Source organism: Pseudoxanthomonas sangjuensis (genome assembly GCF_010211755.1).
GTDB lineage: Bacteria > Pseudomonadota > Gammaproteobacteria > Xanthomonadales > Xanthomonadaceae > Pseudoxanthomonas_A > Pseudoxanthomonas_A sangjuensis.
Genome location: NZ_PDWR01000002.1, coordinates 26,097 through 52,178, shown reverse-complemented (window position 1 = coordinate 52,178; position 26,082 = coordinate 26,097). Strand labels below are relative to the sequence as shown.

The window sequence follows — 26,082 nt, the reverse complement described above, 5'->3', positions numbered from 1 at the left end:
CGCATCCTGAATTTAGACAGCGAGGCTCGTTTAATTGTCTCCGTCCCCTTTAGTCCTGTTTTCGGTTTTCGCTTACTCTTTCTCGATCGCATCACGTAGAGCCTTCTGTGTCTTTACATCAAGTATAGGAGACGTTTTGCAGGCGATACTGGTCATCCCTTTCTTCTTGCAGAGACGAAAACTAGGCAACATCTCAATGAGAGCTCTCTTACCCTGTTCTGATTCCACTCCGAAGATATGCACAAAAACCCCATTGGGGTACGCCAGCATGAGATCCAGACCGCCAGCCGAAGCGGTATCCGCATACATGCCAATGGAAACTTTAATTCCGCTCGATCTCGCATCGAAAATATTCGCTATTTCCCGCATGCGCTCCGGAGTAGTTCCAACGTATATCGACCATAACAACTGCCTGCTGTCAGCGTCGCTGATCCGATAGATATCGAAGTCTGGGCCGGAACCAAGTTCACTGAACGTACCGTATGGCTTTCTGAAGCAGAAATTGTAATTGAACACGTCGCAAGGATATTTGGACGTAGAGCTTGTTCGCATTTCATTTTCAGTCGCTGCCGCAAGGTCAGCTACACCATACCCCAATGCAAAAAGGCAAATAATAAAGCTCCTGATGCTCGCGTTCATTTGGCAACCTGCTCGTTATTCGGATGCTTTACGATTTCACCAACAGCGCGATCCGTCATCTTTCCGGGCAACCGAGCCATGATATCGCCAGGACGGTTCGGATCGGGCACTTTTTTGCCTGACGCATCGCGCGTATAGCCATCCTCAGCCCCTGCAAGATGATCCATTTCGTGGTGACCAGATCCATACTGAAATCCTCGATCAGTCACGTCAACAGTAGCCTTGGTGCCGCCAACCTTATCTGCATAACTAACCCCTGAGCCCGTCGGGTTGTCGGTCGGTCCGTTCACCAACCTCACTTCATTCTGCAGCGATTTTGGTGTGTCTTTTGTAATTTGCGTGACCTTAAAGTCAACCTGAGTTGGTACGCCGTCAACCGTATAGACACCACTCTGTGACTCGAATCCGCTCGTCACTGCGGCTATGTTTTCTGCGGATGCTCCATCTCCAGTAAATTTGGTCGGCAACTCTACGAGGATCGTGCCGCCATCGCGCGTAATTCGCGCAGCACGCCCGTCAGGATCGGTGAACTTGTACGGGTTATTCGATGCGTACCAGTAACGGTTAAACGCACCGATTGGATTGTCGTATGCCGTCACAGGATCAACACTGAGGAACACCCCCAGCGCCGGATCCATGTAGCGCTGTTGCATGTAGGTCAGCCCGGTGGCCGCATCCTGCACATGCCCCGTGTAGCCCGGCCCGTCGACCACCGGCCGGTTGCTCTGCCGCCCGTACGGCTCGTACTCCGTCTTGTCGATGAACGCCTTGTTGGCATCAGTGGTCGCGATCGGGCTGCCCAGCGCATCGGTATGCTGGTACTTCACCGTCGCCGTCTCACTGCTCGTCGGTCGCTCGCGTTGCGCCACCAGACTGCCGCCCAGGTAGATATATTCCGTCCGCTTCACCGTACGGTTGTTACTGGTGTACAGCAACTGCCCCGACTGCCCGTACATCGACACGATGTTGCCCGCGCTGGCATTACTCAGCACACGTCGCCCGTAGCCGTCATAGCGATAGGCTTCCCCGGTCGCGCTGCGCAGCCGGTTGCCGTAGTCGAAGTTGTAGACCTGCCCGCTCTTGTTCACGACGTTGCCCTGCACGTCGTACTCCAGCCCGACCACCGTCGCGCCGGCGCAACTGCCGGTCTTGACGTTGCTCAGCCGGTTGCCGGTGTAGCAGTAGTACCAGTCCCGCGCCGCCAGCGTCGGCGAGGTCCCCACCGTCGCCCGGGTGATGTTGTCCAGCACGTCGTAGCTGTAGCTGGCCGTACCGAACATGTTGCTGGTGGTCTGGATCAGCCGGTCCAGGCCGTCGTAGCTCATGCCGCGGGTCTGGCGGCCGTCGAGGTTGTCGACGATCTGGGCGACGTTGGCGTTCTTGTCGAAGCTGTAGCTCAGGTCCAGCCGCTTGTTGGCCGTACTGCAGGTGCCGGTGGTCGTGCAGTCCGTGCTGCGGCTGGGCAGCTGCCGCGCGTTCTGCGTCATCGTGTGCACGATGCCGTTGCCGTAGGTGAACTGCTTGATCGCCCCGTTCGGGTAGTAGCTGACCCCGCTGGCGTAGGTACCCACCTGGGTCGGCTGGCCCAGTGCGTTGGGGGCGTAGCTGACTGACAGGCCGCCGCCCGGATAGGACTGGCTGCTCAGGTGACCGTTCGCGTTATAGCTGTAGGTGGCCGTCCACGTGTACCAGTTCGGTTGCGCCACCACCTCGGACGTCAGTAGTCGGCGCTTGTTGTAGTTGTAGGTGTTATTGACCTGCTGCGTGTTATTCGCGCCATTGTAAGTAGCGATCGTCTTCGGCAAGCCGTCTGCCGTATAGGTCCAGGTCTGGTTGCCCTTGCCGTCCGGGAACACCAGGGTCTTGAGCCGGTTGCGGGCGTCGTAGGTGCGGTCCACGCGGCGGGGGGCAACGTTGGTCGAGGTGCCGGCGGTTTCGCAGGCCTGCGTGCTGCCCAGCCCCGCCGCGCTCCACTTCAGGTTGCCCGCCCCGTCGTAGCCCATCAGCGTGGCCCCGGTCTCCGGCTCCACCGCGCGGCACAGTTCCTGGTTGGCGTTGTAGGCGTAGTCCCGGTTGATCGCCACCGTGCCGCCGGTCGGGCTACTGCTGTTGCTGCGCCGGATCCGGGTCGGCTTGCCGAACGCATCGCGGGTGATGTGGGTATAGGCCCCTTCCGGGTGCGCGACCAGCACCGGCCAATCGGTCGTCGGTTGGCCGTAAGCCTTGAAGGTGGTCGTGGTCTGGCTGCCATTGGGCGCTGTCGCCCGGATCTTGAGTCCAGCCAAATAGGCTGTAGTGGAGATCAGCAGACCCTGCTCGCTGTCCTGGGACACCGACGTGACCCGGCCCAGCGCGTCGTATTCGGTCCAGGTGCCGGTGCTTAGCGCATCGGTCGTGCCCGGGTACGCCGCAAAGGTCACCCGGCCCTCGTGGTCGTAGGTGAAGCGCTGGAAGCGCTGGGTGCCGGCCACGTTGGCCGCGTCGTACTCGCGCACCACCAGCGGACGCCACAGGGCATCGAAGTAGCTGATCTTCTTGCCGTTGCCGGTGCTGATGGTCTGCCGCCAGTGCCCGGCGGCAATGCCGTACTCGCTACTGGCTACCTTCTCGAATACTTGGGTGGTGGTGTTCCAGGCCGTGGTGTCGCCGGTCGGATAGGCGGTGCTGGCCAGCCGGCCCATCGCGTCATAGCCATAGTTGGTCGTATATCCGGCGCCGTTCTCGTCGGTGATCGATACGATCCAGCCATTGCCGTCGACTGTCACCGACTTCGTCTTGCCATCGGCAAAGGCAGCGGTTTGCGGGATGCCACGCTTCCAGTTGGTGTAAGTGGTGACGTTGTTATTGCCGTCTTTGACCGTCTTCAACGTGCCGCGCTGGCCGCTGGCCACGCTGGAACTGACGTCGTAGGTCAGAGTCTGCTGCAGCTTGCCGAAAGCCTTAGTCCAGTCCCGCTGGCCCAGCGCGTTGTAGCGGTTTTCCACTGCAGTGATGCCGTTGACTTTTTCGGTCAACGGCAGGCCAATCAGGCCGTTGGTCGTGTCGTGGAGGTAGGTCTTCTCCACCGTGCGCACGTTGCTGCTGAAGCTGTTTGACTCCTGGCTGCTCAGGGGGTAACCGTAGGCATCGTAATTGCTGGAAGTCGTGACGTAGGTGTCCGTACCACCACTGACGTAGTACTTGTCTGTTATCTGCGTCTGATTGATGCGGTACATGAGCTGATAACCGTTGACCGGCTGGTCAAGCCCATGCTGTCCCACCAAGTTACCCAGGGCAAAGGTATATTCCGTTCGCTGCAACAGTTGGTTTCCCGCCGCATTGAGTACATCCTGGGCGATGGTACGGTTCTCGCTGATCGTGTCCGACTGGCGATCGATGTAAAACACGATTTTCTTGTCGGGTCCGCTGACGGTTGTGCTGCGGTAGTTGACCGCATTGCCGGCCGTGATCGGACTCGGGTAGCCGCCCACGGCTGGCACGGGCAGGTCGAAGGGACCAGTCAGGAAGTCGTTGAGACCGCTGGAAGCGGTATAGGTCCCGCGGTTGCCGGAGTACTGGTAGTTCCAGGTTGCCGCCGTGATGCCTGGCCCCGAAATGCTTCTACTGACAAGCGACCGTGCGATCGTGCAATTTACCGACCGGGAAATGACGTAACCCTGCGCGTAGACATCGTAGTAGAGATAGGGCTCGACGTTGGCACGGTAATGAATGGTGTCCCGGAAGAGATAGGTCGTCAGCAGCCCGCCGGGGCTCGTTACCTTGACGGTGTAATCGCCCGTGGCGACCGAGCAACCCGGAATCAGATTTGGCTCGCCAGTCGCTATCCGGAATTGCTGGCTGTAGCTGCCAATGCCATTGGGCTTGAACGCGACGGCGGGCAATCCTTCGTATTTCCACTGACCGACCCCATCAGGCAATGTGACGACATCGTCGGCATAGGTCCATGTCCTGCCGTTGGCGGAAGCCGTTGCGCCAGATGCGTTGTAGGCAATGGTGATGACTCGACCATCTGAAGCGCTGATCTGGATCAACTTGCCATCGGTATAGCTGTAATCGACGTGATTGCCGAAGCGGTCCTCGATCTTCGTCACCATCAACAGGCGCGTGCGGACGATAGGATCCTTGAGCGCGGCCTTGTTGTTGTAGTAGCTCTTGATCTGGTTGAAGGTGTAGGTCAGGCCATCCGGCCCGGCGACGACGATGCCCTCTTGCCCGGAAGCGTTGTTGATGCAACCTGTGATCTTGAAATTCGACTTGGTGACCTGCTGCCCGCCAGTAGCGACCAGGAAGGTCTCCGACGTGACGCCGGGGATATGCAGCAACTTGCCATTCCAATAGGCTTCGGCCGCGATCAGGTCGCCGTTGTTGTTGACGACACTGTCCGCACTGCCGCTGCAGTTCTTGCCATGCCGCCAAGTGTTGTAGCCCCAATCCCAGCCGGTATCGCTGTGTCCATCCTTGACATCCAGGTAGTTGCCGCGAATGAACGGAATGTTCCACTTCCAGGTGCCAGGCCCTCCGGTATCGGAATCATCCGACGGAACCCAGCGGCTGAGCTCAACCGGGATGGCGAAGTTCCCTGGCAGCGAAATGTCCGTGGCCGAGAAGGTGACCGTGCCGGTAGCAGGGTCGTAGCTGTCGTCCAGAGGGGACAGACTGACTTCCAGTTTTGGCTCGACCACCGTCATCAGGGCGGTCTGCGGATCCGATCCACCTCCTACGCCTACCGCCATCGGGGAGACCTGATCTGTGGGCGGCTCGGACAGGGAGCCCGCTTCCGCCTGCGAATCACCTGACGACTGCGCCAATACATCCGTACCGAACAAACTGCCCGCCCATGCCGTCAATAGCAGCATCCACCCCATGTTGCGCATATATCCCCTTTCCACCGACTTCGGCTTCATGCCGCGTTCGAGCTGCGACATATAGCCCAGCCATCCGGCGTACGGCAACGCCAATATCGGTCACCCGCGCATTGAGGATGCCACGGGCGGTACCCGAAACACTTCCGCTTGGGCGATCCCATATCCGAAACGGCGGAAACGGTGTCCGGAAACTTCGTGAACGCCCTCCCAAAGTAGCCCCACCTGACCCATGTCAAGGCGCGTTGCACGCATGTCGCCCAGACTGGGCACATGCACATTGAACCCCTGCCGACACGCCGCGCCCCACTTTCCCCCTTGCACCTGCTGCAGGCGCCGCATCGCCTGATGTTCTTCATCGGCGCCGGCAACCTGCTGCTGGCGATGGGGTGGTGGGCACTGTGGCTGGCGTCGCTGCGCGGCGGTTGGACCATGCCGGAGACGCCGGTCTATGCCGGCTGGCTGCACGCCTTCCTGATGCAGTACCTGGTGCTGCCGAGTTTCGTGTTCGGCTTCCTGCTGACCGTGTTCCCGCGCTGGATGGGCCTGCCGGACCTGTCGCGCTGGCGCTATGCGCCGGTCGGCGCCGGACTGATGGGCGGGCAACTGGCGCTGCTGCTGGCGACCGCCGGCTGGGAGGTCGGCTACACCGTCGGCCTGATCCTGTCGGTGGCCGGCTGGAGCGCCGGCCTGTCGACGTTGGGCCGCCTGCTGCTGCGCGAACGCGGTGTTACCTGGCATGCGCGCTCGTGCTTCGCCGCGCTGTGCCTGGGCTATGTCGGCCTGCTGTGCTTCGTCGCCTTCGCGCTGGGCGGCAACGCGTGGCTGGCCTTCGCCAGCATCAAGCTGGGCGGCATCGGCCTGCTGCTGCCGATCTACCTGACCGTGGCGCATCGCATGTTCCCGTTCTTCGCCGGCAACGTGGTGCCCGGCTACCGGCCGTGGCGGCCGTTGTGGTGGCTGGCGGCCGCGTGGGCCGGATTGCTGCTGCACCTGGCGCTGGAGCTCGCCCACGCCTATGCGTGGTTGTGGCTGGCCGACCTGCCGTTGCTGGCGCTGACCGCATGCGCGCTGTGGCGCTGGTGGCCGCGCGGCAGGATGCCCGGATTGCTGGCGGTGCTGTTCATCGGCTGCGCATGGCTGCCGATCACCTTCGCGCTGTACGTGACGCAGAGCCTGGTCTACCTGGCCAGCGATGCCTTCGTGCTGGGCCGCGCGCCGATGCACGCGATGTTCATCGGCTTCTTCGGCAGCGTGCTGGTGGCGATGGTCACGCGGGTGACGCAGGGGCATTCTGGGCGCCCGCTGGTGATGACCAGGCCCGCGTGGTTCGCCTTCTTCGCGCTGCAGGCCGTCGCGGTGATGCGCGTGGTGGCGGAGATCGCGCCGGACGCCTGGGGCTGGCAGGTGGCGGCCGCGTTCGGCTGGCTGCTAGCATTGCTGCCGTGGGTGGCGCGCATCGGCTGGATCTACCTGAGCCCGCGCGCCGACGGACGCCCCGGATAAGAGGCATGATCGAGTTCTACCCCTGGATCAAGCTGGTCCACATGTACGCGGCGCTTTCCAGCGGCGCGTTCTTCGCGTTGCGCGCGCTGGCGCTGCTTGCCGGCATGCGCTGGCCGCGCGCGGCGGCCGTGCGCTACCTCAGCTACAGCGTCGATACGGTGCTGCTGACCGCCGCGCTGATGCTGCTGACCATCCTGCCCGCCGGCATGTTCGCCAATGGCTGGCTGCTGGTGAAGATCGGCTTCGTCGCCTGCTACGTCGTGCTGGGCATCGCCGCGTTCCGCCCGCGGCGCACGACCGCCGCCCGCGCGATCCTGGCCGGCGCGGCGCTGCTGTGCTTCCTGCAGGTCTACGGCATCGCCCGGATGCACCATCCGCTGGGCCTGCTGCTGTACCTGGCGCCCTGATCCGCGCAAACCGCCTGCCGGATTCCCGATCGCATCGCACGCCGCGCATCGCGCGGCGCGACCGCGCGGCCGCCCGCATCGGCGATGCCGCTTGACGCAAGTCAAGCCGCTTGCGGAAACACGTCCCGATGCGCGTCGCGGCACCGTGCGATTGATGCAAATCAAGGCCCGTCGCGCCTGCCGGCCCTAGCTTGTCTCCATCACGACAAGCCAAGGAAAAACGCCATGAAACGCCCGAACCGCATGCTGTTCCGCTGCGCCCTAGCCGGCGCCATCGCCGCCGCGTTCGCCGGCCCGGCCATCGCCGCCAAGGCCGCCGCGGACGCGCCGCTGGAGACGATCCAGGCGGTGCTGACCGCACCGCCAATGGTGCCGCCGCCGATCACGCGCAAGGTTCCGGCCAAGGTCGTCGTCGATCTGGAAATGATCGAGAAGGACATGCGCCTGGCCGATGGCGTCACCTACAACTTCTGGACCTTCGGCGGCTCGGTGCCGGGCAGCTTCATCCGCGTGCGCCAGGGCGACACGGTCGAGTTCAAGCTCAAGAACCGCCACGACTCGCACATGTCGCACAACATCGACCTGCACGCCGTCACCGGCCAGGGCGGCGGCGCGGAGGCCACCTTCACCCTGCCCGGCCACGAAACGCAGTTCACGTTCAAGGCGATGAACCCGGGCCTGTACGTTTATCACTGCGCGATGGCCCCGGTGGCCATGCACGTGGCCAACGGCATGTACGGCATGATCCTGGTCGAGCCCGAGGAAGGGCTGGCGCCGGTGGACAAGGAGTTCTACATCATGCAGGGCGACTTCTACACCGAAGGCGCGAATGGCGAACCGGGCCTGCAACCGTTCAGCCTCGAGAAGGGCATCGCCGAACATCCGGATTACGTGGTGTTCAACGGCTCGGTCGGCGCGCTGACCGGCGACAACGCGCTGCAGGCCAAGGCCGGCGAGAAGATCCGCATGTTCGTCGGCAATGGCGGCCCGAACCTGGTGTCCAGCTTCCACGTCATCGGCGAGATCTTCGACAAGGTCTACACCGAAGGCGGCACCAAGTTCCAGGAGAACGTGCAGACCACGCTGATCCCGGCCGGTGGTTCGGCCATCGTCGAGTTCAAGGCCGACGTGCCCGGCAACTTCGTGCTGGTCGACCACAGCATCTTCCGCGCCTTCCACAAGGGCGCGCTGGGCATCCTCAAGGTCGATGGCGAGAAGAAGCCGGAGATCTACAGCGGCCAGCAGCACGACATCGAGTACCCGCAGGCCGAGGCCGAGGCCGAGGCCGGCAAGTAAGGAAACACCATGGAACGGAAACTGCTCCTGAGCTTCATCCTGGCCCTTGCACCGGCGCTGGCCGCCGGTGCCGGCGAATACCGGGTGATCGCGGGCGGGGATTTCCGTTCCTCGGTGCGTTTCGAAGAGGCCGCCAGCACGGTGCCGGTGGCCTCGTTCTCGCTGATGGCACGGCCGGTCAGCAACGCCGATTTCGCCGCCTTCGTCGCGGAACATCCGCAGTGGCGGCGCGACCGCGTGCCGAAGGTGTTTTCCAGCCCCGGCTACCTGGGCCACTGGCTCCAGGCCGATGCGCCCGGCGCCGGCGTCGATCCGGATGCCCCGGTCGTGCACGTGAACTGGTACGCCGCCGACGCCTATTGCCGCGCGCAGCAGGCGCGCCTGCCGACCTTCCTGGAATGGGAGTACGTGGCCGCGGCCGATGCGACGCGCAAGGATGCGCGCGGCGACCGGCAATGGCGCGCCCGCCGGGCCAACGACGGCACGCCGCACGCGCTGGATGCGGCCAAGGACGCGCCGGCGAACGCTTATGGCGTGTATGGCATGCACGGCGCGAACTGGGAATGGAGCGACGACTTCGCTTCGCTGCTCGGCGATGGCGACCGCCGCGGCCAGGACGACGGCGACCGCGTGCAGTATTGCGGCGCCAGCGCGCTGGCCTTCAACGATTCCGCCGACTACGCCGTGGTCAAGCGCTTCATCCTGCTGTCGGCGCTGCCGCCGCAAGCCACCCTCGGCAACCTCGGTTTCCGCTGCGCTAGGAGCCAGCCATGAAAATCCCCGCCCTCTTCCTGTTGATCGGCCTGGGTCTCGGCCTTGGCCACGCCGCCGCGCAGGCACAGGCGCTGCCCGGCGAATCGCTGTACCACCTGCAGGCCAGCCTCGTCGACCAGCATGGCCGGCCGCTGCAGTGGGCGCAGCTGCGCGGGCGCCCGAAGCTGGTCTCGATGTTCTACGCGCAATGCCGGATGACCTGCCCGCTGATCATCGAAAGCGCGAAGAACGTGCAGTCGCAACTGCCGCCGGCCGAGCGCGCGCGGCTGGACGTGGTCATGGTGACCCTGGACCCCGCGCGCGATACCGCAGCGGTGCTGGACGAAACCGCGCGCCGGCACCGCGCCCCGGCCGACTGGCGCTTCCTGCGCCCCGGGCCGGACGACGTGCGCGCCATCGCCAGCGTGCTCGGCGTGAAATACCGCCCGCGCGAGGACGGTAGCATCAACCACACCAGCGTGCTGGTGCTGCTGGATGCCGACGGCGTCGTCCGCGCGCGCACCGAAGTCGCGGGCATCGCCGCCGAGCCGGCGTTCGTCGCCGAGGTCAAGGCGCTGCTGGCGAACCCGCAATGAACCCAAGCAACGATTTCCCTCACCCCACAACCAAGGAGTACACGATGAAACTCGCACAATCCCTGATCGCCCTCGCACTGCTCGGCGCCGCCGGCATGGCCCAGGCCGCCGGCAACTGCACCGTCGCCCTCAAGGGCAACGACGCCATGCAGTTCGACCTGAAGGAAGCGACGGTCTCGGCCAGCTGCCCCACCATCACCATCGAGCTGACCCACACCGGCAAGCTGCCGGCCGCCGCGATGGGCCACAACGTCGTGGTATCGACCACCGCCGACATGGCCGGCATCTCCCGCGACGCGGTCAAGGCCGGTGCCGCCAACAACTACGTGCCGAAGGGCGACGCGCGGGTGATCGCCGCGACCACGCTGATCGGCGGCGGCCAGAAGGCCAAGATCACCTTCCCCGGCAAGAAGCTGACGGCGGGCGGCGACTACAGCTTCTACTGCAGCTTCCCCGGCCACTACACGATGATGAAGGGCAAGCTCATCGTCACCAAGTGATCCCGGTCCGCCCGCGCGTGCGCCGACCCAATGCGTCGGCGCACGCGCGGCACGACGGTACCGGCGCCATCCCCGAACCCAGGAGCGACCCCATGGAATTCCATGTCTGGATCAACGATACGCGGCCCGACATCGCCCGGATCGAAGAGGCACTGCGCGAAATCGACCCTTCCGCCATCGTCGACATCGATGCCCTCTCCCGCCTGCGGGTGATGACCATCGCCCTGCCGGCCGAACTCGTCGACGCCCTCGGCAGATCCGGCTACCGCGTCGCCCTGGCCGACATCGACCCGATTCCTTCCGTGTGCTGCGGCGGTTGCGGCGGCTGAGGCCGCCGCCATTGCCCTGGCGACGGCCCGGCCTTCGGGCGGGCGTTCCGCTCAATACACCTCGAACTCGTAGATGCGCGCCGCCGCGTTGCCGTCCTGCGCCGGCGTGGTGATGTTGAGTTTCACGTAGCGCGCATCGACCGGCGCGATGTCGTGGCTGGTGGTGCTGGCGCCGTTGTTGCTCACCGTGGCCACCGTGGCCCAGCTGCTGCCATTGGACGAAACCTGGATGTTGTAGGCCTTGGTGTTCCACGCGGTGGATTCGCCGCCCGCGCCGGCATGCTTGATCACGAAGCGCCGGATGCTTTGCGAAGAGCCCAGGTCCACCTGCAGCCAGTACTTCTTCGGCTGGAAGAAGCCGCCGCTGTCGCCCGGCGAACAGAACTTGTCGCTGTTGCCGCCGGTCACGCTGCCATTCACCGCCTTGGCGGGCGTTTCGCTGCCGCTGCAGGCGCTGCTGCCGGTCGCCGGCCTGTTCAGGGCCAGGTTGACCTCGGTCGGCGGCGGCGGGGGCGTCGTCCCCGAACCATAGACTTCGAATTCGTAGATGCGGCCGGCCGGGCTGCTGCCGTCCTGCGAAGGCGTGGCGATGTCGAGCCTCACGTAGCGCGCGGCGGTTTCCGCGATGGCATGGCTGGAGACATCGGCGGCATTGCTGCTGGTCGCGGCCGCCGTGCTCCAGGCGTTGCCGTCGGACGACACCCGGATGCTGTAGGCCCGGGTGTTCCAGGCGCTGGATTCGCCGCCGGCGCCGGCGTGCCTGATCACGAACTGGTTGATGTTCCGCAGCGCGCCCAGATCGACCTGCAGCCACTGCGACGAGGCCAGCGTGCAGAACTTGTCGCCGTTGCCGCCGTCGACGCTGCCGTTGACCGCCTTGTCCGGGGTTTCGCTGCCGTTGCACGCGGTCGCGCCCGTCGCCGGCCTGTTCAATGCCAGGTTCACCAGGCCGGCCACGACCGAGTCGCTCTTGCTCGCCGACTCGCCGTCGTTGTCGGTCACCGTCAAGGTCACCGTGTAGATGCCGGGCGCTGCGTAAGCGTGCAGCGGGTTGGTTTCCGTCGAGGTGGCGCCATCGCCGAAGTCCCAGTCGCGCGAGACGATGCTGCCGTCGGGGTCCGAGGAAAAGTCGGTGAAGCTCACGTCCAGTCCGTCCGCCGCGACGACATAGCCGAAGCTTGCGACCGGCGGACCGGCGATCGCGTTGTTGATCGCCGCGGCGTACTGCGCGGTGGTGCCCTGCGACCAGCAAGCCTGGATGTCGTCGTACAACCAGATGAAGCCGCCGACGATGCCGGCCGAATTCTTCCAGTTCTGCATCTTGTTCTGCACCGACGAAGGGCTGTCGCCGGCGGTGCAGCCGCTGCCGTGCTTCGACCACACGCCCGGATCGACGGTCATGCCCAGCGCGTTCGACCAGGAAGCCGGATCGTTGCCTGCGCCGCCGTCGTAGACCTGCAGGTGGATGCCGTCGACCTTGCCCGCCAGGTTGTTCTTCAGGTTCACCCAGTAGCTCTGGTTGGTGTACGGCGCCAGGGTGATCGAATAGCCCAGGCCCCACAGCATGTTGCCGAACTGGGTGGACGAATTCAGGTCGTAGGTGCTTTCGTCGTCGAAGTCGATCGCGTCGGCGCCGGTGATCTGCTTCAGCAGCTGGAAGTTCTTGTACAGCACGCTGCCCGGGCCGGTGCCCTGCGCGGCGATCAGGTTCTTGATGTTCGCGAAATCGCCGGTGCCCCACCCGCCGATCGACGCTTCGATGCGATCGACCGACGTCGGCGCCTGCTTCAGCGTGGCCAGTCGCGCCGGCCAGTCCGGATCGCCGATGTAGCTGCCGTTGGAAATGATCGGCTCGTTGTTGTAATGCAGGTCGCCGTTGGTTTGCACGTGCACGCCGAAAAGGATCACCGTGGTGAAGCCGGACGCGCGCAGGTCGTCCATCACCGCCTGGCCGCCGCCGTAGAACGGACCGCCGCCATAGATGGCGGAATCGGCCGATGCGTGCGACGGCAACAGGCACAGGCCCAGCAGCAAGGCCGGTGCGGCCCAACCACGAAAACGGAATCGATCGAACATGGTGAAGGAACCCCCGATTGGCGAAAGGCCGACGGCGCGGTTGGCGCCGTGCGGCGACAGTGGATGCAGGCCTGCATCCGTCCCTGCCGGTGCGCGGCATTGCGGGGAACCATTCGGCGGGTGCATCATGGCGTCAAGATTTAGATCGATCCAAACTTCCAATCGACATGCGCAAACGCGCCCTGTCCACCCGAATGATTCCCATGAAATCAAAGCGTTGTCGCGGACCCTTGTCGAAGGTCGACCGCCATGCCCTGGTCCGATGGCGCGCCGGAAACGTCGTCGGATCCGAACCTGAACAGGCGGGTCGCGCTGCGGCGCAGCAGATTTGTGCGCAACCCCCGGGCCTCCCCGGACCTGCCATGCTGCGCGGCAGCATGCACCGGGCATTGCATCGTGCTAATAATCCGCCACCGATTGATTAGATCGATCTAAATCGAAATCTGATCGCGGTCGAGGGTTCCTTAGCCAAGACCGGATCGGTTTGATCGAACTGTGGGGTCATCGTCGCAAAGGTGCCTGGGGGAAATTCCCGGTCCATTTTTTAGATCGATCCAAGTTCTCGTTGCATCCACACACCATTCAATCCAAGAGAGGGAGATTGGAATGAAACACACGCCACACGCGCATACCCGCAATTCGTTGTACGCCGCCATTGCCCTCGCACTGACCGCTACCGTGGTGCCGGCTTCCGCCTTCGCACAGGATGCAGCGGCCGCCGATGCGCAGGCGCAGGCCCCGCAGGACGCCACCCAGCTCGACACGATCACCGTCACCGGCTACCGCTACGCGATCGAGAAGAGCCTCGACCAGAAGCGCGACGCCAACGCGATCGTCGAAGTCATCACCGCCGAGGACGTCGGCAAGTTCCCCGACAAGAACGTCGCCGATGCGCTGCAGCGCGTGCCGGGCGTGATCGTCAGCCGCAGCGGCGGCGAAGGCAAGAACGTCAGCGTGCGCGGCCTGTCGTCGGAACTGACCCTGACCCAGTTGAACGGCAACTACATCGCCACCGCCGAATCCAACGGCGACCCGACCCGTTCGTTCAATTACACGCTGCTGCCGTCGAACATGCTGTCCAGCGCCGAGCTGTTCAAGACGCCGGAAGCGCGCATCGACGAAGGCGGCATCGGCGGCACCGTGATCCTGCACACCCGCCGTCCGCTGGAAACGGAAGCCAACAGCGGCTTCGTCTCCGCCGAAGGCACCTGGGCCGACACCACCAAGAAGACCGACGGCCAGTTCTCCGGCTCGTATTCGTGGCACGACCAGGACGACCGCTTCGGCGTGTTCGTCGGCTACACCCAGCAGAAGCGCACGACGCGCACGATGGGCGCCAGCACCGAGAGCTGGCAGTGGTATGGCCGCGACGAAGGCGGCAATGCGGTCGACGTCAACGGCCAGCCCTCCAACTTCAATTCGAACTGGTGGGGCGGCACGGGCTTCTGGGACCAGAACGGCAACTACTACACCGGCTTCATGATGCCGACCTCGGTCAACGAGAACGTCACCGAGGAGGCGCGCGAGCGCAAGGGCGGCCAGCTGACCTTCCAGTTCAAGCCGACCGACAACCTGACCCTGACCGCGAACTACTTCCGCTTCGACCTGTCGCAGGACGCGCAGACCCACACGATCAAGGTCCCGGAATGGAGCATTGCCCGCTACTTCGGCGACGGCAACTGGCCCGGCGGCCGCATGCTCGACGGCCTGACCATGGATCCGAGCGGCACCATCGTCACCGGCGCCGACTACAGCGTGCATGCCGGCAAGGCGTACTACTGCAGCGAGGAAGAAGCCGCCGCCGCCGGCCTGCCCCCGGGCGGCTGGGGTTCGGACGACTGCGCCCTGCCGACGCCGCAGATCACCGGCAGCTACAACATCCAGAAGGCGCGCTCGCAGACGGCCGACTTCGAGCTCGAATGGCGCGGCGAGTCCGTCGACGTCACCGCCAAGGCCGGCCGCACCTGGGCCGAAGGCGGCCCGTCGCTGCAGTTCACGGTGCCGCTGAAGCCGCGCCGCCAGAACGCCGACGGCAGCTGGAGCCTGGGCAACTTCGCCAGTTCGTGGAACCTGGCGGGCACGCCGACGATGACCTTCTCGCCGGAACTGATGCAGAACCTGGCCAACGGCATCCTGCAGGTCGACCTGGGTTCGACCGGTTCGTCCTGGACCCACAACACCACCGAGCAGAAGTACGCCCAGATCGACAGCACCTGGCACACCGACGGCGGCTTCCTGGATTCGATCCAGTTCGGGGTCAAGGCCCGCGACGGCGGCATCCACCGCAATACCGGCAACACCTACTGGGCGTGCCCGGGCACCGATCCGAGCGACTACGACAACCGCTTCTGGGCCGGCCGCTGCAACGACCTCGCCACCCAGTTCTCGCCGGACTTCCTGTACGCCTTGGGCAACCTGGCCGGCGGCATCAACGCCAGCTCGTTCCCGGCGATCGACTACCCGGCCTACATTGCCTATCTGAACCAGACCTACGGCGGCGTGCAGACCCGCAACGAGGACAACTTCGTCTACAACGTCGACGAGAAGATCTACTCCACCTACCTGCAGGCCAACTTCCGCACCGACCGCCTGCGCGGCAACATCGGCGTGCGCGTCGCCAGCACCAAGCAGCACGCGGATTCGACCGACAAGGTCATCAACTACAACGACTACTTCTTCGACGGCGCCGACGGCAACCCGCTGGCATGCCAGCAGGGCGATGCCATGCCCACCGGCGCGCCCGCCGATACGTACTGCGGCAGCGAAGGGTTCTGGAGGTTGCATGACCGGGTGGCGAAGCCGGAATCGTTCGTGGTCAGCAACGTCGACCGCAACTACACCGACGTGTTGCCGAGCTTCAACCTGGCCTACGACCTGACCGACGACCTGGTGCTGCGCGCGGCCGCGTCCAAGGTGATTTCGCGCCCGAGCTACGGCGACATCGCCAGCCCCGGCAGCCTGGAGTATTTCAGCCCCGAATACGTCGCCGACCGCCGCCTGACCGGTGGCGCCGGCGAACTGGGCTGGTACGGTTCGGGCAGCAACAAGAACCTGCAGCCGTACAAGGCCGAGCAGTACGACCTGGGCCTGGAGTGGTACTTCCACCCCGGTTCGGTCGTGGGCCTGGACCTGTTCCGCAAGAACGTGAGCAACTTCGCGGTGCCGGTGATCAACGACGTCGACATGGTCATCGACGGCCAGACCGTGACCGTGCAGAACTACTCGACCAAGGCCGGCGGCCGCGATGGCGTGTCCCAGGGCCTGGAGTTCTACGCGCAGCACACGCTGGACTTCGGCCTGGGCTTCCAGTTCAACTACACCTACAACGACACCAACGAAGCGGCCATCACCCTGGAAGACGGCACCGAGATCGGCGAATCGCCGCTGGTCGGCAGCGCCAAGAACCAGGCCAACTTCACCGTGTTCTACGAGAACGAGAAGCTGTTGCTGCGCGCCTCGTACAACCGCCGCGGCGAAGTGGTGCAGGGCCAGGTCAACGGCCTGAACGTGTACGAAGAGCCGTACCAGCAGATCGACCTGAACGCTGCGTACAACTTCACCCCGGCGTTGAGCCTGAGCGCTTCGGTGCTGAACCTGACCAAGGAAGAGACGCGTTCCCACCTGGGCAACGACACCGAGGACCGCTTCTACTCCAACGGTTATGCGGGCCGCGTTGCGTACCTGGGCCTGACCTACAGGTTCTGAGGTCCCCTCGCCCCTTCGTGCCCGACGGCGCGAAGGGGCATTCTCCCCGGCAATCGCTCGCTTGACAGGCGGCGGTTGCCGGTTTTTCTTTCTGCATCGCTACAACACGTGCGGCGGCCACGGTTGCCTGCGACGCCATCGTCGGAAGCCGGTGCATCGCGGGAATTTCCGGCACCGGATCCGGCGCGCCGACGAACAACGGGGTAATCGCAGTGACGGGCAACGACAACCGGATCAGGAACATCGTCGTCGTGGGCGGCGGCAGCGCCGGCTGGATGGCGGCGGCGGCGCTGGCCACGTACCTGGGCAAGGGGGCGAACGTCCGCCTGGTCGAATCCGAGGAAATCGGCATCGTCGGCGTGGGCGAATCCACCGTGCCGTACATGAAGACCTTCAATTCGCAGGTGCTGGGCATCCGCGAAGCCGACTTCGTCGCGCAGACCCAGGGCACGTTCAAGCTGGGCATCCAGTTCAACGACTGGGGCCGCATCGGCGACAGCTATGTCCACGGCTTCGGCGTCATCGGCCGCTCGATGGGGCCGCTGCCTTTCCACCAGTACTGGCTGAAGCTGTTCCTGGCCGGGCGCGCGCCGGACATCGGCGCGTATTCGCTGCCCACTGCGGCGGCGCCGACGAACAGGTTCATGGTCAGCCCGGCCGATGCCCCGCCGGGCTCGCCGCTGGCGGACATCGCCTACGGCTACCAGTTCGATGCGGGCCTGTACGCGCGCTACCTGCGCCAGCTTGCCGAGCAACGCGGCGCGCAGCGTACCGAGGGCAGGATCGTCGACGTGGTCCGGCGCGGCGAGGACGGCTTCATCGAAGCGGTGGTGCTGGAAAACGGCCAGCGCATCGAAGGCGAACTGTTCATCGATTGCTCCGGCTTCCGCGGCCTGCTGATCGAACAGACCCTGAAAACCGGCTACGAAGACTGGAGCCAATGGCTGCCTTGCGACCGCGCGATGGTCGCGCCCAGCGAAAGCGCGGGGCCGCTGACGCCGTACACGCGCGTCACCGCGCAGGCGGCGGGCTGGCAATGGCGCATCCCCACCCAGCACCGCGTCGGCAACGGCTATGTGTATTCCAGCCGCTGCATCGGCGACGACGAAGCCGCCGCGACCCTGCTGGCCAACCTGGACGGCAAGCCGCTGGCCGACCCGCGCCTGCTGCGCTTCACCCCCGGCCGGCGCAGGAAGTTCTGGGAAAAGAACGTGGTGGCGGTGGGCCTGGCCGGCGGCTTCATGGAGCCGCTGGAATCCACCAGCATCTACCTGGCGCAATCGGGCATACAGCGCCTGCTGGGCCTGTTCCCGGACCGCGATTTCGCGCCGGTACTGGCCGAGCGCTTCAACCGCGAGTCCGCGTTCGAACACGAACGCGTGCGCGATTTCCTGGTCCTGCACTACAACGCCACCGAGCGCGACGACAGCGCGTTCTGGAACCATTGCCGCACGATGGCCATCCCCGACGCGCTGCGCGAAACGGTGGAACTGTTCCGCATGGACGGCCGCTATTTCCGCAACGGCGAGGATTTCTTCGCCCTGCCCAGCTGGGTGCAGGTGATGCTGGGCCAGCGCATCCTGCCGCGCGGCTATCACCCGATCGTGGACGAGATGCCCGAGGACAAGCTGGTGCAGTTCGTCGAGCGCGTGCGCCAGGTGGTGGCCAGTTGCGTGGCGACGATGCCTCCGCACCAGGACTTCATCGACCGGAACTGCAAGGCGCCGGCGATGTGATCCCATGCGTGTCGCCCGGCGGCGACGCGGGACCCGCTTCGCTCCTCGCGACGCGAGCGAACAGGCGGATCCCGCGCCTTGCCCGGGATGGCATCATGGGCTTGATCGCGCCACCGGACCGGACATGAAACCCAACGGCATCACCTTCCACCATCCGGTTGCCTTCTGGCTGGGTTGCGCACTGCTGACCGCCGGCGTGTTCGCGCACGCGCCGATGTTCCTGATGGGCCGGCACACCCGGTGGCAGATGGTCGGCATGGCGATGGACGGCTGGATGCTCGCCGGCATGGCGGCGATACCGCTCGGCGTGCTGCTGTCCACCTACGGGCTGATGCCGCGGCTGGCGCAGATGCGGCAGACCCTGCAAGGCGGGCGCGTGCACTTCCACATCGCCGACGGCGTGCCGCTGAACCGCGCGCACTGGGTGCTGGTGCTGGTGCTGGTGGCCGCGCTCGCCATCGACGTGATGAAGCCGGCGACGCTCGGCTTCGTGGTGCCGGGCATGAGCCACGAATACGACATCACCAAGCCGACCGCGGGCCTGCTGGCGCTGGTCGCGCTGGTCGGCACCACCATCGGATCGGTCGCCTGGGGCTGGCTCGCGGACGCGTTCGGCCGGCGCGCGGGCATCCTGCTTTCGGCGCTGATGTTCATGGGCACCGCGATCTGCGGCGCGATGCCGGAGTTCGGCTGGAACCTGGCGATGTGCTTCCTGATGGGCGCGTCCGCCGGCGGCCTGCTGCCGGTCGCGTTCACGCTGATGGCCGAAACGGTGCCGGCCGCGCACCGCGGCTGGCTGCTGGTCGCGCTCGGCGGCGTCGGCACCTCGGCCGGCTACCTGCTCGCCGCCGGCGCCGCGGCGACGCTGGAACCGCTGTTCAGCTGGCGCGTGCTGTGGCTGCTGAACCTGCCCACCGGCGCGATCATCCTGTTCCTCAACCGCTTCATCCCCGAATCGCCGCGTTTCCTCTCGAACGCAGGCCTGCACGACCAGGCGCGCGCGGTGCTGCGCAAGTTCGCCGGCGACGCGGTGTCCGACCGCGCCATCGAGGCCGACGACGCGACCCACCCGGGCGCGCCGGAGATCGCCGCCCCGCATGCGGTGCGCGGCCTGCGCGCGTGGCGGCGCGGCCGCCACGCCAGCATCAGCTGGGGCCTGCTGGTCTGCGGCCTGGCATGGGGACTGGCGAACTTCGGCTTCCTGCTGTGGTTGCCGGTGAACCTGACCCAGCTGGGCGTGGACCCGAAGGCGGCGAGCGCCTTGCTCGCAAAGGGCGCGGTCTACGCGATCCCGGGCATCGCGCTGGTGGTCTGGCTGTACCAGCGCTGGAGTTCGGTGAAGTCGCTGGTGCTGTTCATCGCCCTGAGCGCGCTGTCGCTGCTCGGTTTCGCCGCGATCGGCTGGCTGCAGCTGCGCACGCCGGCGCTGACCACCGCCGCGGTCGCCGCGTTGCTGGTCAGCACCAGCGGCGTGATCGCGATGCTGATTCCCTACGCTGCCGAAATCTATCCGGTGCAGTTGCGCGGCACCGGCGCCGGCGTGATCGCGGCCAGCTCCAAGGCCGGCGGCATCCTCGGCGCGGGGCTCGGCGTCGCCGGCTTCTTCGAGCATTTCGCCCTGTCCGCCCTGCTGATCGCCGTGCCGATGGGGATCGCCGCGGCGCTGCTGCTGCGCGCCGGCATCGAAACCCGCGGCCGCCGGCTGGAAGAAATCCAGAGCACGCTAGCGAAGTGAATCCACGCCCGGCCGCGCGCCGCGCCATCGAAAATGGCGGCCCCGGCGCGATTCGAACGCACGACCTTCCCCTTAGGAGGGGGACGCTCTATCCAGCTGAGCTACGGGGCCAATGCCGCACATTGTAGCCGGTGGCGCGGCGCGGGTCCGGCGGAACCTGCCGCGGCGGCTGTCAAGCCTTGCCCGCCCCCCACCCCCGGGCTACCCTGCAACACCACGACCATCGCCGATGCCATCCATGGCGCAGCCGCGACTCCTTCGGAACCTCCGGCCCGACCATCCTTGGCCGGGCGCACGCGAATGCAGCGGACGCCTCGAGGGCGTCCGCTAAGCACGGATCGCCATGCCCTCCCGCTTCATCCACCTGCACCTGCACACCGAGTTCTCGCTGGCGGATTCGACCATCCGCGTGCCCGAGAAGCCGGACTACGCGCGCCCGGAGAAGGCCGGCGACCGGCCCAACCTGCTCAGCCGCGCGGTCGAACTGCGGTTGCCGGCGCTGGCGGTGACCGACCGCAACAACCTGTTCGCGCTGGTCAAGTTCTACAAGGCCGCCGAGGGCGTCGGCATCAAGCCGATCGCCGGCGCCGACGTGATGGTCGCCGACGGCGGCGACGCGCCGTCGCTGCTGACCCTGCTGTGCCGCGACCGCGACGGCTACCTGAGCCTGTCGCGGCTGCTGACCCGCGCGTGGATGGAGGGCCAGCGCGGCGATGGCGTCGCGATCGACCCGGAATGGCTGCGCGACGACCATGCCGGCCTGTTCGCCATCGCCGGCCGCCACAGCCTGGCCGGCCGCCTCGCCGCCGGCGGCCGCCACGACCTGGCCGAGGCGCAGCTGGTCGAACTGCAGCGCGCGTTCGGCGACAACCTGCACCTCGAGCTGACCCGCACCGGCCGCGAAGGCGAGGAAGCGTTCAACAACTTCGCCCTGCACGTCGCCGGCAAGCGCGGCCTGCCGGTGGTCGCCAGCAACGACGTGCGCTTCCTCGACAAGGAGGGCTTCGAGGCGCACGAGGCGCGCGTGTGCATCGCTTCCGGGCGCGTGCTCGACGACCCGCGGCGCCCGCGCGATTACAGCCCCGAGCAATACCTGAAGTCGGCGGAAGAGATGGCGCAGCTGTTCGCCGACGTGCCCGACGCGATCGACAACACCTGGGCGCTGGCGCAGCGCTGCAACGTCGAGATGCAGCTGGGCACCTACTACCTGCCGGCGTACCCGGTGCCGGACGACGAAACGCTCGACTCGTGGATCCGCAGCCAGTCGCGCGCCGGCCTCGAAGCGCGCCTCGAGAGGAACCCGCTGGCGCCGGGCAAGACCCGCGAAGACTATTTCGCGCGCCTCGAGTTCGAACTGGACACCATCATCAAGATGGGTTTCCCCGGCTACTTCCTGATCGTGGCCGACTTCATCCAGTGGGGCAAGCAGCACGGCATCCCGATCGGCCCCGGCCGCGGCTCCGGCGCCGGTTCGCTGGTGGCGTGGGCGCTGCAGATCACCGACCTCGACCCGCTGCCGTACAACCTGCTGTTCGAGCGCTTCCTGAACCCGGAACGCGTGTCGATGCCCGACTTCGACATCGACTTCTGCATGGACCGCCGCGACGAGGTGATCGACTACGTCGCGCGCAAGTACGGCCGCGACCGCGTCAGCCAGATCATCACCTACGGCACGATGGCGGCGAAGGCGGTGCTGCGCGACGCCGGCCGCGTGCTCGGCCTCTCGTACACCTTCGTCGACGGGCTGGCCAAGCTCATTCCGCTGCAGCCGGCCGATCCGGTGACACTGGAAGACGCCATCGGCACCAGCAAGCGCGCGCAGAAGGAACCCGACCGCGTCGTCGCCGAGCTGAAGGAACGCTACGACGCCGAGGACGACGTCCGCGACCTGATCGACCTTGCGCTGCAGCTGGAAGACCTGACCCGCAACGCCGGCAAGCATGCCGGCGGCGTGGTGATCGCGCCGTCGCCGCTGTCGGACTTCTGCCCGCTGTTCGCCGAACACGACACCGGCACGCTCGGCAAGAACCCGGTCACCCAGTTCGACAAGGACGACGTCGAGGCGGTCGGCCTGGTCAAGTTCGACTTCCTCGGCCTGCGCACGCTGACCATCATCGACTGGGCGGTGAAGGCGATCAACGCGCGGCGCGCCAAGGAAGGCAAGGAGCCTGTCGACATCACCGCGATCCCGCTGGACGACGCCAGCGTGTACCGCGACGTCTTCGCCAACGGCAACACCGGCTCGGTGTTCCAGTTCGAATCGGCGGGCATGCGCCGCGCGCTGAAAGACGCGAAGCCCGACCGCTTCGAGGACCTGATCGCCCTCAACGCGCTCTATCGCCCCGGCCCGATGGAGATGATCCCGTCGTTCGTGGCGCGCAAGCACGGCACCGAGGAATTCGAATACCCCGACCCGCGCACCCGCGGCATGCTCGAAGAGACCTACGGCATCATGGTCTACCAGGAGCAGGTCATGCAGATGGCGCAGATCGTCGGCGGCTACACGCTGGGCGGCGCCGACCTGCTGCGCCGCGCGATGGGCAAGAAGATCCCGGCCGAGATGGCCAAGCACCGCGAAATCTTCCGCGAGGGCGCGGAGAAGGGCGGCGTGGGCCAGGCCAAGGCCGACGAGATCTTCGACCTGATGGAGAAGTTCGCCGGCTACGGCTTCAACAAGTCGCACGCCGCCGCGTACTCGCTGGTCGCCTACCAGACCGCGTGGCTGAAGAAGCACTACCCGGCCGAGTTCATGGCCGCGACGCTGTCGTCGGACATGGACAAGACCGACAAGGTGGTCGGCTTCCTCGACGAAGCGCGGGGCCTTGGCCTCGACGTGTTGCCGCCGGACGTGAACCACTCGGATTTCATGTTCGTCGCCACCGATGCGAAGACCGTCCGCTACGGACTCGGCGCGGTGAAGGGCGTCGGCCAGGGCGTGTGCGAAGCGATCGTCGAGGCGCGCCGCGACGGCGGTGCGTTCCGCGACATGCTCGACTTCTGCAAGCGCGTCGATTCGACCAAGCTCAACAAGCGCGCGCTGGAGGCGCTGGTCAACGCCGGCGCGCTCGACGCCATCGGCAGGAACCGCGCTTCGCTGATGCTGCAGATCCCCGAGGCGATGAAGGCGGTCGACCAGCTCAACCGCAACCGCAGCGCCGGCATCGTCGACATGTTCGGCGCCAGCAGCGGCGGCGGCGACATCCACGTCGAACTGCCGGAAACCGCGGAATGGCCGCTGGCGCAGAAGCTGGCCGGCGAGCGCGACACGCTGGGCTTCTACCTCAGCGGGCATCCGATGGACCCGCATGCCGAGGACCTGCGCGGCCTGCTCGGCCACGACCTCGGCGACCTGGAAAAGCTGTGGTCGTCGCAGCCGGAAAGCGCCAGGAAGGGCTGGCGCCCGGAAGTGAACGTGGTGCTGGCCGGGCAGGTGGTCGACGTGCGCCGCCGCGGCGACAGCCAGGTGGTGGTGGTGCTCGAGGACAGCCGCGGGCGGATCGAATGCAGCGCGTTCTCCGACGCCGCCGCCGAATTCAGCCACCTGCTGGTCCGCGACCGCATCCTGGTGGTGCGCGGCGGCATGCGCGAGGACGAATTCGCCGGCGGCTTCAGCCTGCGCCTGCGCGAGTGCTGGGACTACGAGAAGCTGTGCGCGGAAAACGCGCGCCGCCTGTCGCTGCGCCTGGACCTGCGCGAACCCGGCCTGTGGCAGCGCGTGGACGCGCTGCTGTCGCGCAACCGCCCCGGCGGCACCCCGTTGCTGCTGGAACTGCTGCTGGCCACGCCGAAGGGCGGGGTCAGCGGCCGGCTGCAGCTCAATGGCGAGAAATCCGTGCGCGTCGACGCCGGGTTGCTCGACGCGCTGCGCGCCCATCCGGGCGTGCGCGCGGTCAGGATCAACTTCGACCGGCCCTGGGCCTGACCGCCGTCGCATCGACCCTGACCATCGGCATATGCGCCCCCGCCGCCGGACGGCGAGACTCGGGATTCCGCCGTACCTCCCGACGCCCACCTCTCCCGGAGCCGCCATGCCCCGTCGCAACCGCCTTGCCTGGTCGCTGCTGACCGCCCTCTCCCTCCCCTTCGCCGCGCAGGCCGCGATTCCCGAGCCGCAGGACGTGCCGTACGCGCCGGGCACGATCAGGATCGAGATCGACGCCACCAACCTGTCCCAGCGCATCTTCAAGGTGAAGGAAACCATCCCGGTGAAGCCGGGCGAGCTGGTGCTGCTGTATCCGAAATGGGTGCCGGGCGGGCATTCGCCGCGCAACCCGATCGACAAGATCGCCGGCATCGTGTTCAAGGCGAATGGCCGGAAGCTCGAATGGAAGCGCGACACCCTCGACGTCAACGCCTTCCATATCGCCGTGCCCGACGGCGTGGCCGAGATCACCGCCGAGTTCGACTACCTCACGCCCACCGACGGCTCGCAGGGCGGCGTGGCGATGGCGCCGAACATGCTCAACCTGAAGACGATTGCCGCCGTGCTGTACCCGGCCGGCCACTACGGCAGCCAGATCGTGTTCGACCCGCGCATCACCTATCCCGCCGGCTGGACCGCGTTCACCGCGATGCACGAGCAGGGCCGCAACGGCGATACGGTCGATTACGAGGACGTGAACTTCGACATCTACGTCGACTCGCCGATATTCGCCGGCAAGTACGCCAGGCAGATCGACCTGACCCCGGCCGGCAGCAAGGTGCCGGTGAGGCTGGGCGTCGTCGCCGACGCGCCCAAGTACCTCGAAGCCACGCAGGAACAGATCGACATCCACAAGACGATGGTCGCGCAGACGCTGAAACTGTACGGCGCGCAACACTACGACCATTACCAGTTCCTGTTCTCGCTGTCGGGCCAGATGAGCGGCAACGGCCTGGAACACCAGCGCAGCAGCGAAAACGGCGTCGGCACCGGCTATTTCACCGAGTGGGACAAGAAGGCCGGCTTCTCCGACCTGCTCGCGCACGAGTTCACCCACTCGTGGAACGGCAAGTACCGCCGCGGCGCCGACCTGTGGACGCCGAACCTCAACGTGCCGATGCGGGACAGCCTGCTGTGGGTCTACGAAGGCCAGACCCAGTACTGGGGCAACGTGCTGGCCGCGCGCTCCGGCATGCGCCCGCTCGACGCTTCGCGCGACGCGCTGGCGCTGGTCGCCGCGACCTATGCCGACAACCGCCCCGGCATGGGCTGGCGCAACGTGCAGGACACCACCAACGACCCGATCATCGCCAGACGCGCGCCGCGCGCGTACCGCAACTACCAGATGAGCGAGGACTACTACCAGGCCGGGCAGATGATCTGGCTGGAGGCCGATGCGCTGATCCGCGCGGAGACCAGGGGCAGGAAGTCGCTGGACGATTTCGCCAGGGCGTTCTTCGGCGTCGACGACGGCAAGTGGAAGGCGCCGAACACCTACACCTTCGAGGACGTGGTCGCCACGCTGAACGGCGTGCTGGAATACGACTGGGCGACCTTCCTGCGCGACCGCCTCGACGGCAAGACCGGCCTGACCGGCGGCATCGAGGCCGCCGGCTGGAAACTGTTCTACAAGGACACGCCCAGCGCCTACGCCAAGGCGCAGGCCAAGGGCGGCCGCGGCGCCGGCACCGCCGACTTCACCTATTCGCTGGGCCTGAGCATCGGCAAGGACGGCAAGGTCGGCGACGTGCGCTGGGACGGCCCGGCCTTCAACGCCGGCATCGGCAGCGGTACGCAGATCGTCGCGGTCAACGACATCGAATACGGCAAGGACGTGCTGGAGGAAGCGGTCAAGGCGGCGAAGACCGACAAGGCACCGATCCGGCTGATGATCAAGGAGTTCAACCGCTACCGCACGGTCGAAATCGACTACCACGACGGCCTGCGCTACCCGCACCTGGAGCGCATCGAAGGCACGCCGGACTACCTGACGCCGATCTTCACCGCGCGCAAGTGAGCG

15 protein-coding genes and 1 tRNA gene are annotated in these 26,082 nt (G+C 66.0%); 12 read left to right on the top strand and 4 right to left on the bottom strand.

The annotated features are described in order from the left end of the window. Window positions 1-72 precede the first annotated feature (72 nt). Window positions 73-639, bottom strand: a complete 567-nt coding sequence (locus CSC71_RS01205; RefSeq protein ID WP_162372519.1) for a hypothetical protein — start codon at window positions 637-639, stop codon at window positions 73-75. Then, entirely contained in the window at window positions 636-5,564 is a 4,929-nt protein-coding gene (locus CSC71_RS01200; protein WP_162372518.1) for an RHS repeat-associated core domain-containing protein, read from the bottom strand. The genes CSC71_RS01205 and CSC71_RS01200 overlap by 4 nt, the downstream gene beginning before the upstream one ends. A 210-nt stretch (window positions 5,565-5,774) precedes the next feature. Between CSC71_RS01200 and CSC71_RS01195 the strand changes: the two genes are divergently transcribed. The 7 genes from CSC71_RS01195 to CSC71_RS01165 all read left to right on the top strand — a co-directional run bounded on the left by CSC71_RS01195 (window position 5,775) and on the right by CSC71_RS01165 (window position 10,888). Further along, window positions 5,775-7,007: an NnrS family protein gene (locus tag CSC71_RS01195; protein ID WP_162372517.1), complete on the top strand. Its 1,233-nt coding sequence runs from the start codon at window positions 5,775-5,777 to the stop codon at window positions 7,005-7,007. A 5-nt stretch (window positions 7,008-7,012) separates the two neighbouring features. Next, the gene (locus CSC71_RS01190) at window positions 7,013-7,414 is read left to right on the top strand and encodes a SirB2 family protein (protein WP_162372516.1); all 402 of its coding nucleotides are present in this window, start codon (window positions 7,013-7,015) and stop codon (window positions 7,412-7,414) included. A 225-nt stretch (window positions 7,415-7,639) separates the two neighbouring features. Continuing rightward, window positions 7,640-8,710 carry a copper-containing nitrite reductase gene (gene nirK / locus CSC71_RS01185; RefSeq protein WP_162372515.1) on the top strand — a complete coding sequence of 357 codons (1,071 nt, stop codon included), beginning with the start codon at window positions 7,640-7,642 and terminating at the stop codon, window positions 8,708-8,710. Window positions 8,711-8,719: 9 nt separating this feature from the next. After that, a complete protein-coding gene (locus tag CSC71_RS01180; protein ID WP_162372514.1) occupies window positions 8,720-9,484 on the top strand; it encodes a formylglycine-generating enzyme family protein in 765 nt (254 codons plus the stop codon). Beyond that, entirely contained in the window at window positions 9,481-10,059 is a 579-nt protein-coding gene (locus CSC71_RS01175; protein WP_162372513.1) for an SCO family protein, read from the top strand. The genes CSC71_RS01180 and CSC71_RS01175 overlap by 4 nt, the downstream gene beginning before the upstream one ends. 44 nt (window positions 10,060-10,103) lie before the next feature. Next, the gene (gene azu / locus CSC71_RS01170; protein WP_162372512.1) at window positions 10,104-10,559 is read left to right on the top strand and encodes an azurin; all 456 of its coding nucleotides are present in this window, start codon (window positions 10,104-10,106) and stop codon (window positions 10,557-10,559) included. Between the two features lie 92 nt (window positions 10,560-10,651). After that, on the top strand, window positions 10,652-10,888 hold the full coding sequence (locus tag CSC71_RS01165) for a hypothetical protein (RefSeq protein WP_162372511.1): 237 nt from the start codon (window positions 10,652-10,654) through the stop codon (window positions 10,886-10,888). Window positions 10,889-10,939: 51 nt separating this feature from the next. Here CSC71_RS01165 and CSC71_RS01160 read toward each other — a convergent pair whose 3' ends face one another. Next, window positions 10,940-12,964: a galactose-binding domain-containing protein gene (locus CSC71_RS01160; RefSeq protein WP_246191912.1), complete on the bottom strand. Its 2,025-nt coding sequence runs from the start codon at window positions 12,962-12,964 to the stop codon at window positions 10,940-10,942. A gap of 606 nt (window positions 12,965-13,570) precedes the next feature. On the opposite strand from CSC71_RS01160, the gene CSC71_RS01155 reads away from it, so the two are divergent. From CSC71_RS01155 to CSC71_RS01145, 3 genes are all read left to right on the top strand, one after another. Next, window positions 13,571-16,669: a TonB-dependent receptor gene (locus CSC71_RS01155; protein WP_162372510.1), complete on the top strand. Its 3,099-nt coding sequence runs from the start codon at window positions 13,571-13,573 to the stop codon at window positions 16,667-16,669. Between the two features lie 212 nt (window positions 16,670-16,881). Continuing rightward, window positions 16,882-18,405, top strand: a complete 1,524-nt coding sequence (locus tag CSC71_RS01150) for a tryptophan halogenase family protein (protein WP_281351915.1) — start codon at window positions 16,882-16,884, stop codon at window positions 18,403-18,405. Window positions 18,406-18,529: 124 nt separating this feature from the next. Beyond that, a complete protein-coding gene (locus CSC71_RS01145) occupies window positions 18,530-20,140 on the top strand; it encodes an MFS transporter (RefSeq protein ID WP_162372509.1) in 1,611 nt (536 codons plus the stop codon). 34 nt (window positions 20,141-20,174) lie between these two features. Here CSC71_RS01145 and CSC71_RS01140 read toward each other — a convergent pair. After that, window positions 20,175-20,251: transfer RNA gene (locus CSC71_RS01140), tRNA-Arg, on the bottom strand. A gap of 232 nt (window positions 20,252-20,483) precedes the next feature. On the opposite strand from CSC71_RS01140, the gene dnaE reads away from it, so the two are divergent. Further along, complete coding sequence (gene dnaE, locus CSC71_RS01135; RefSeq protein ID WP_162372508.1) at window positions 20,484-24,062, top strand: DNA polymerase III subunit alpha; 3,579 nt, start codon at window positions 20,484-20,486, stop codon at window positions 24,060-24,062. Between the two features lie 106 nt (window positions 24,063-24,168). After that, window positions 24,169-26,079, top strand: a complete 1,911-nt coding sequence (locus CSC71_RS01130) for a M61 family metallopeptidase (RefSeq protein ID WP_162372507.1) — start codon at window positions 24,169-24,171, stop codon at window positions 26,077-26,079. The last annotated feature ends 3 nt before the right edge of the window (window positions 26,080-26,082 follow it).

What these genes read in the sequence shown, in the direction of transcription:
- CSC71_RS01175 (WP_162372513.1), top strand. Translation starts at nt 9,481, where the DNA reads ATGAAAATCCCCGCCCTCTTCCTGTTGATCGGCCTGGGTCTCGGCCTT.
- CSC71_RS01130 (WP_162372507.1), top strand. Translation starts at nt 24,169, where the DNA reads ATGCCCCGTCGCAACCGCCTTGCCTGGTCGCTGCTGACCGCCCTCTCC.
- CSC71_RS01145 (WP_162372509.1), top strand. Translation starts at nt 18,530, where the DNA reads ATGAAACCCAACGGCATCACCTTCCACCATCCGGTTGCCTTCTGGCTG.
- CSC71_RS01205 (WP_162372519.1), bottom strand. Translation starts at nt 639, where the DNA reads ATGAACGCGAGCATCAGGAGCTTTATTATTTGCCTTTTTGCATTGGGG.
- dnaE (WP_162372508.1), top strand. Translation starts at nt 20,484, where the DNA reads ATGCCCTCCCGCTTCATCCACCTGCACCTGCACACCGAGTTCTCGCTG.
- CSC71_RS01155 (WP_162372510.1), top strand. Translation starts at nt 13,571, where the DNA reads ATGAAACACACGCCACACGCGCATACCCGCAATTCGTTGTACGCCGCC.
- CSC71_RS01165 (WP_162372511.1), top strand. Translation starts at nt 10,652, where the DNA reads ATGGAATTCCATGTCTGGATCAACGATACGCGGCCCGACATCGCCCGG.
- azu (WP_162372512.1), top strand. Translation starts at nt 10,104, where the DNA reads ATGAAACTCGCACAATCCCTGATCGCCCTCGCACTGCTCGGCGCCGCC.
- CSC71_RS01180 (WP_162372514.1), top strand. Translation starts at nt 8,720, where the DNA reads ATGGAACGGAAACTGCTCCTGAGCTTCATCCTGGCCCTTGCACCGGCG.
- nirK (WP_162372515.1), top strand. Translation starts at nt 7,640, where the DNA reads ATGAAACGCCCGAACCGCATGCTGTTCCGCTGCGCCCTAGCCGGCGCC.
- CSC71_RS01195 (WP_162372517.1), top strand. Translation starts at nt 5,775, where the DNA reads ATGCACATTGAACCCCTGCCGACACGCCGCGCCCCACTTTCCCCCTTG.
- CSC71_RS01190 (WP_162372516.1), top strand. Translation starts at nt 7,013, where the DNA reads ATGATCGAGTTCTACCCCTGGATCAAGCTGGTCCACATGTACGCGGCG.
- CSC71_RS01200 (WP_162372518.1), bottom strand. Translation starts at nt 5,564, where the DNA reads ATGTCGCAGCTCGAACGCGGCATGAAGCCGAAGTCGGTGGAAAGGGGA.
- CSC71_RS01160 (WP_246191912.1), bottom strand. Translation starts at nt 12,964, where the DNA reads ATGTTCGATCGATTCCGTTTTCGTGGTTGGGCCGCACCGGCCTTGCTG.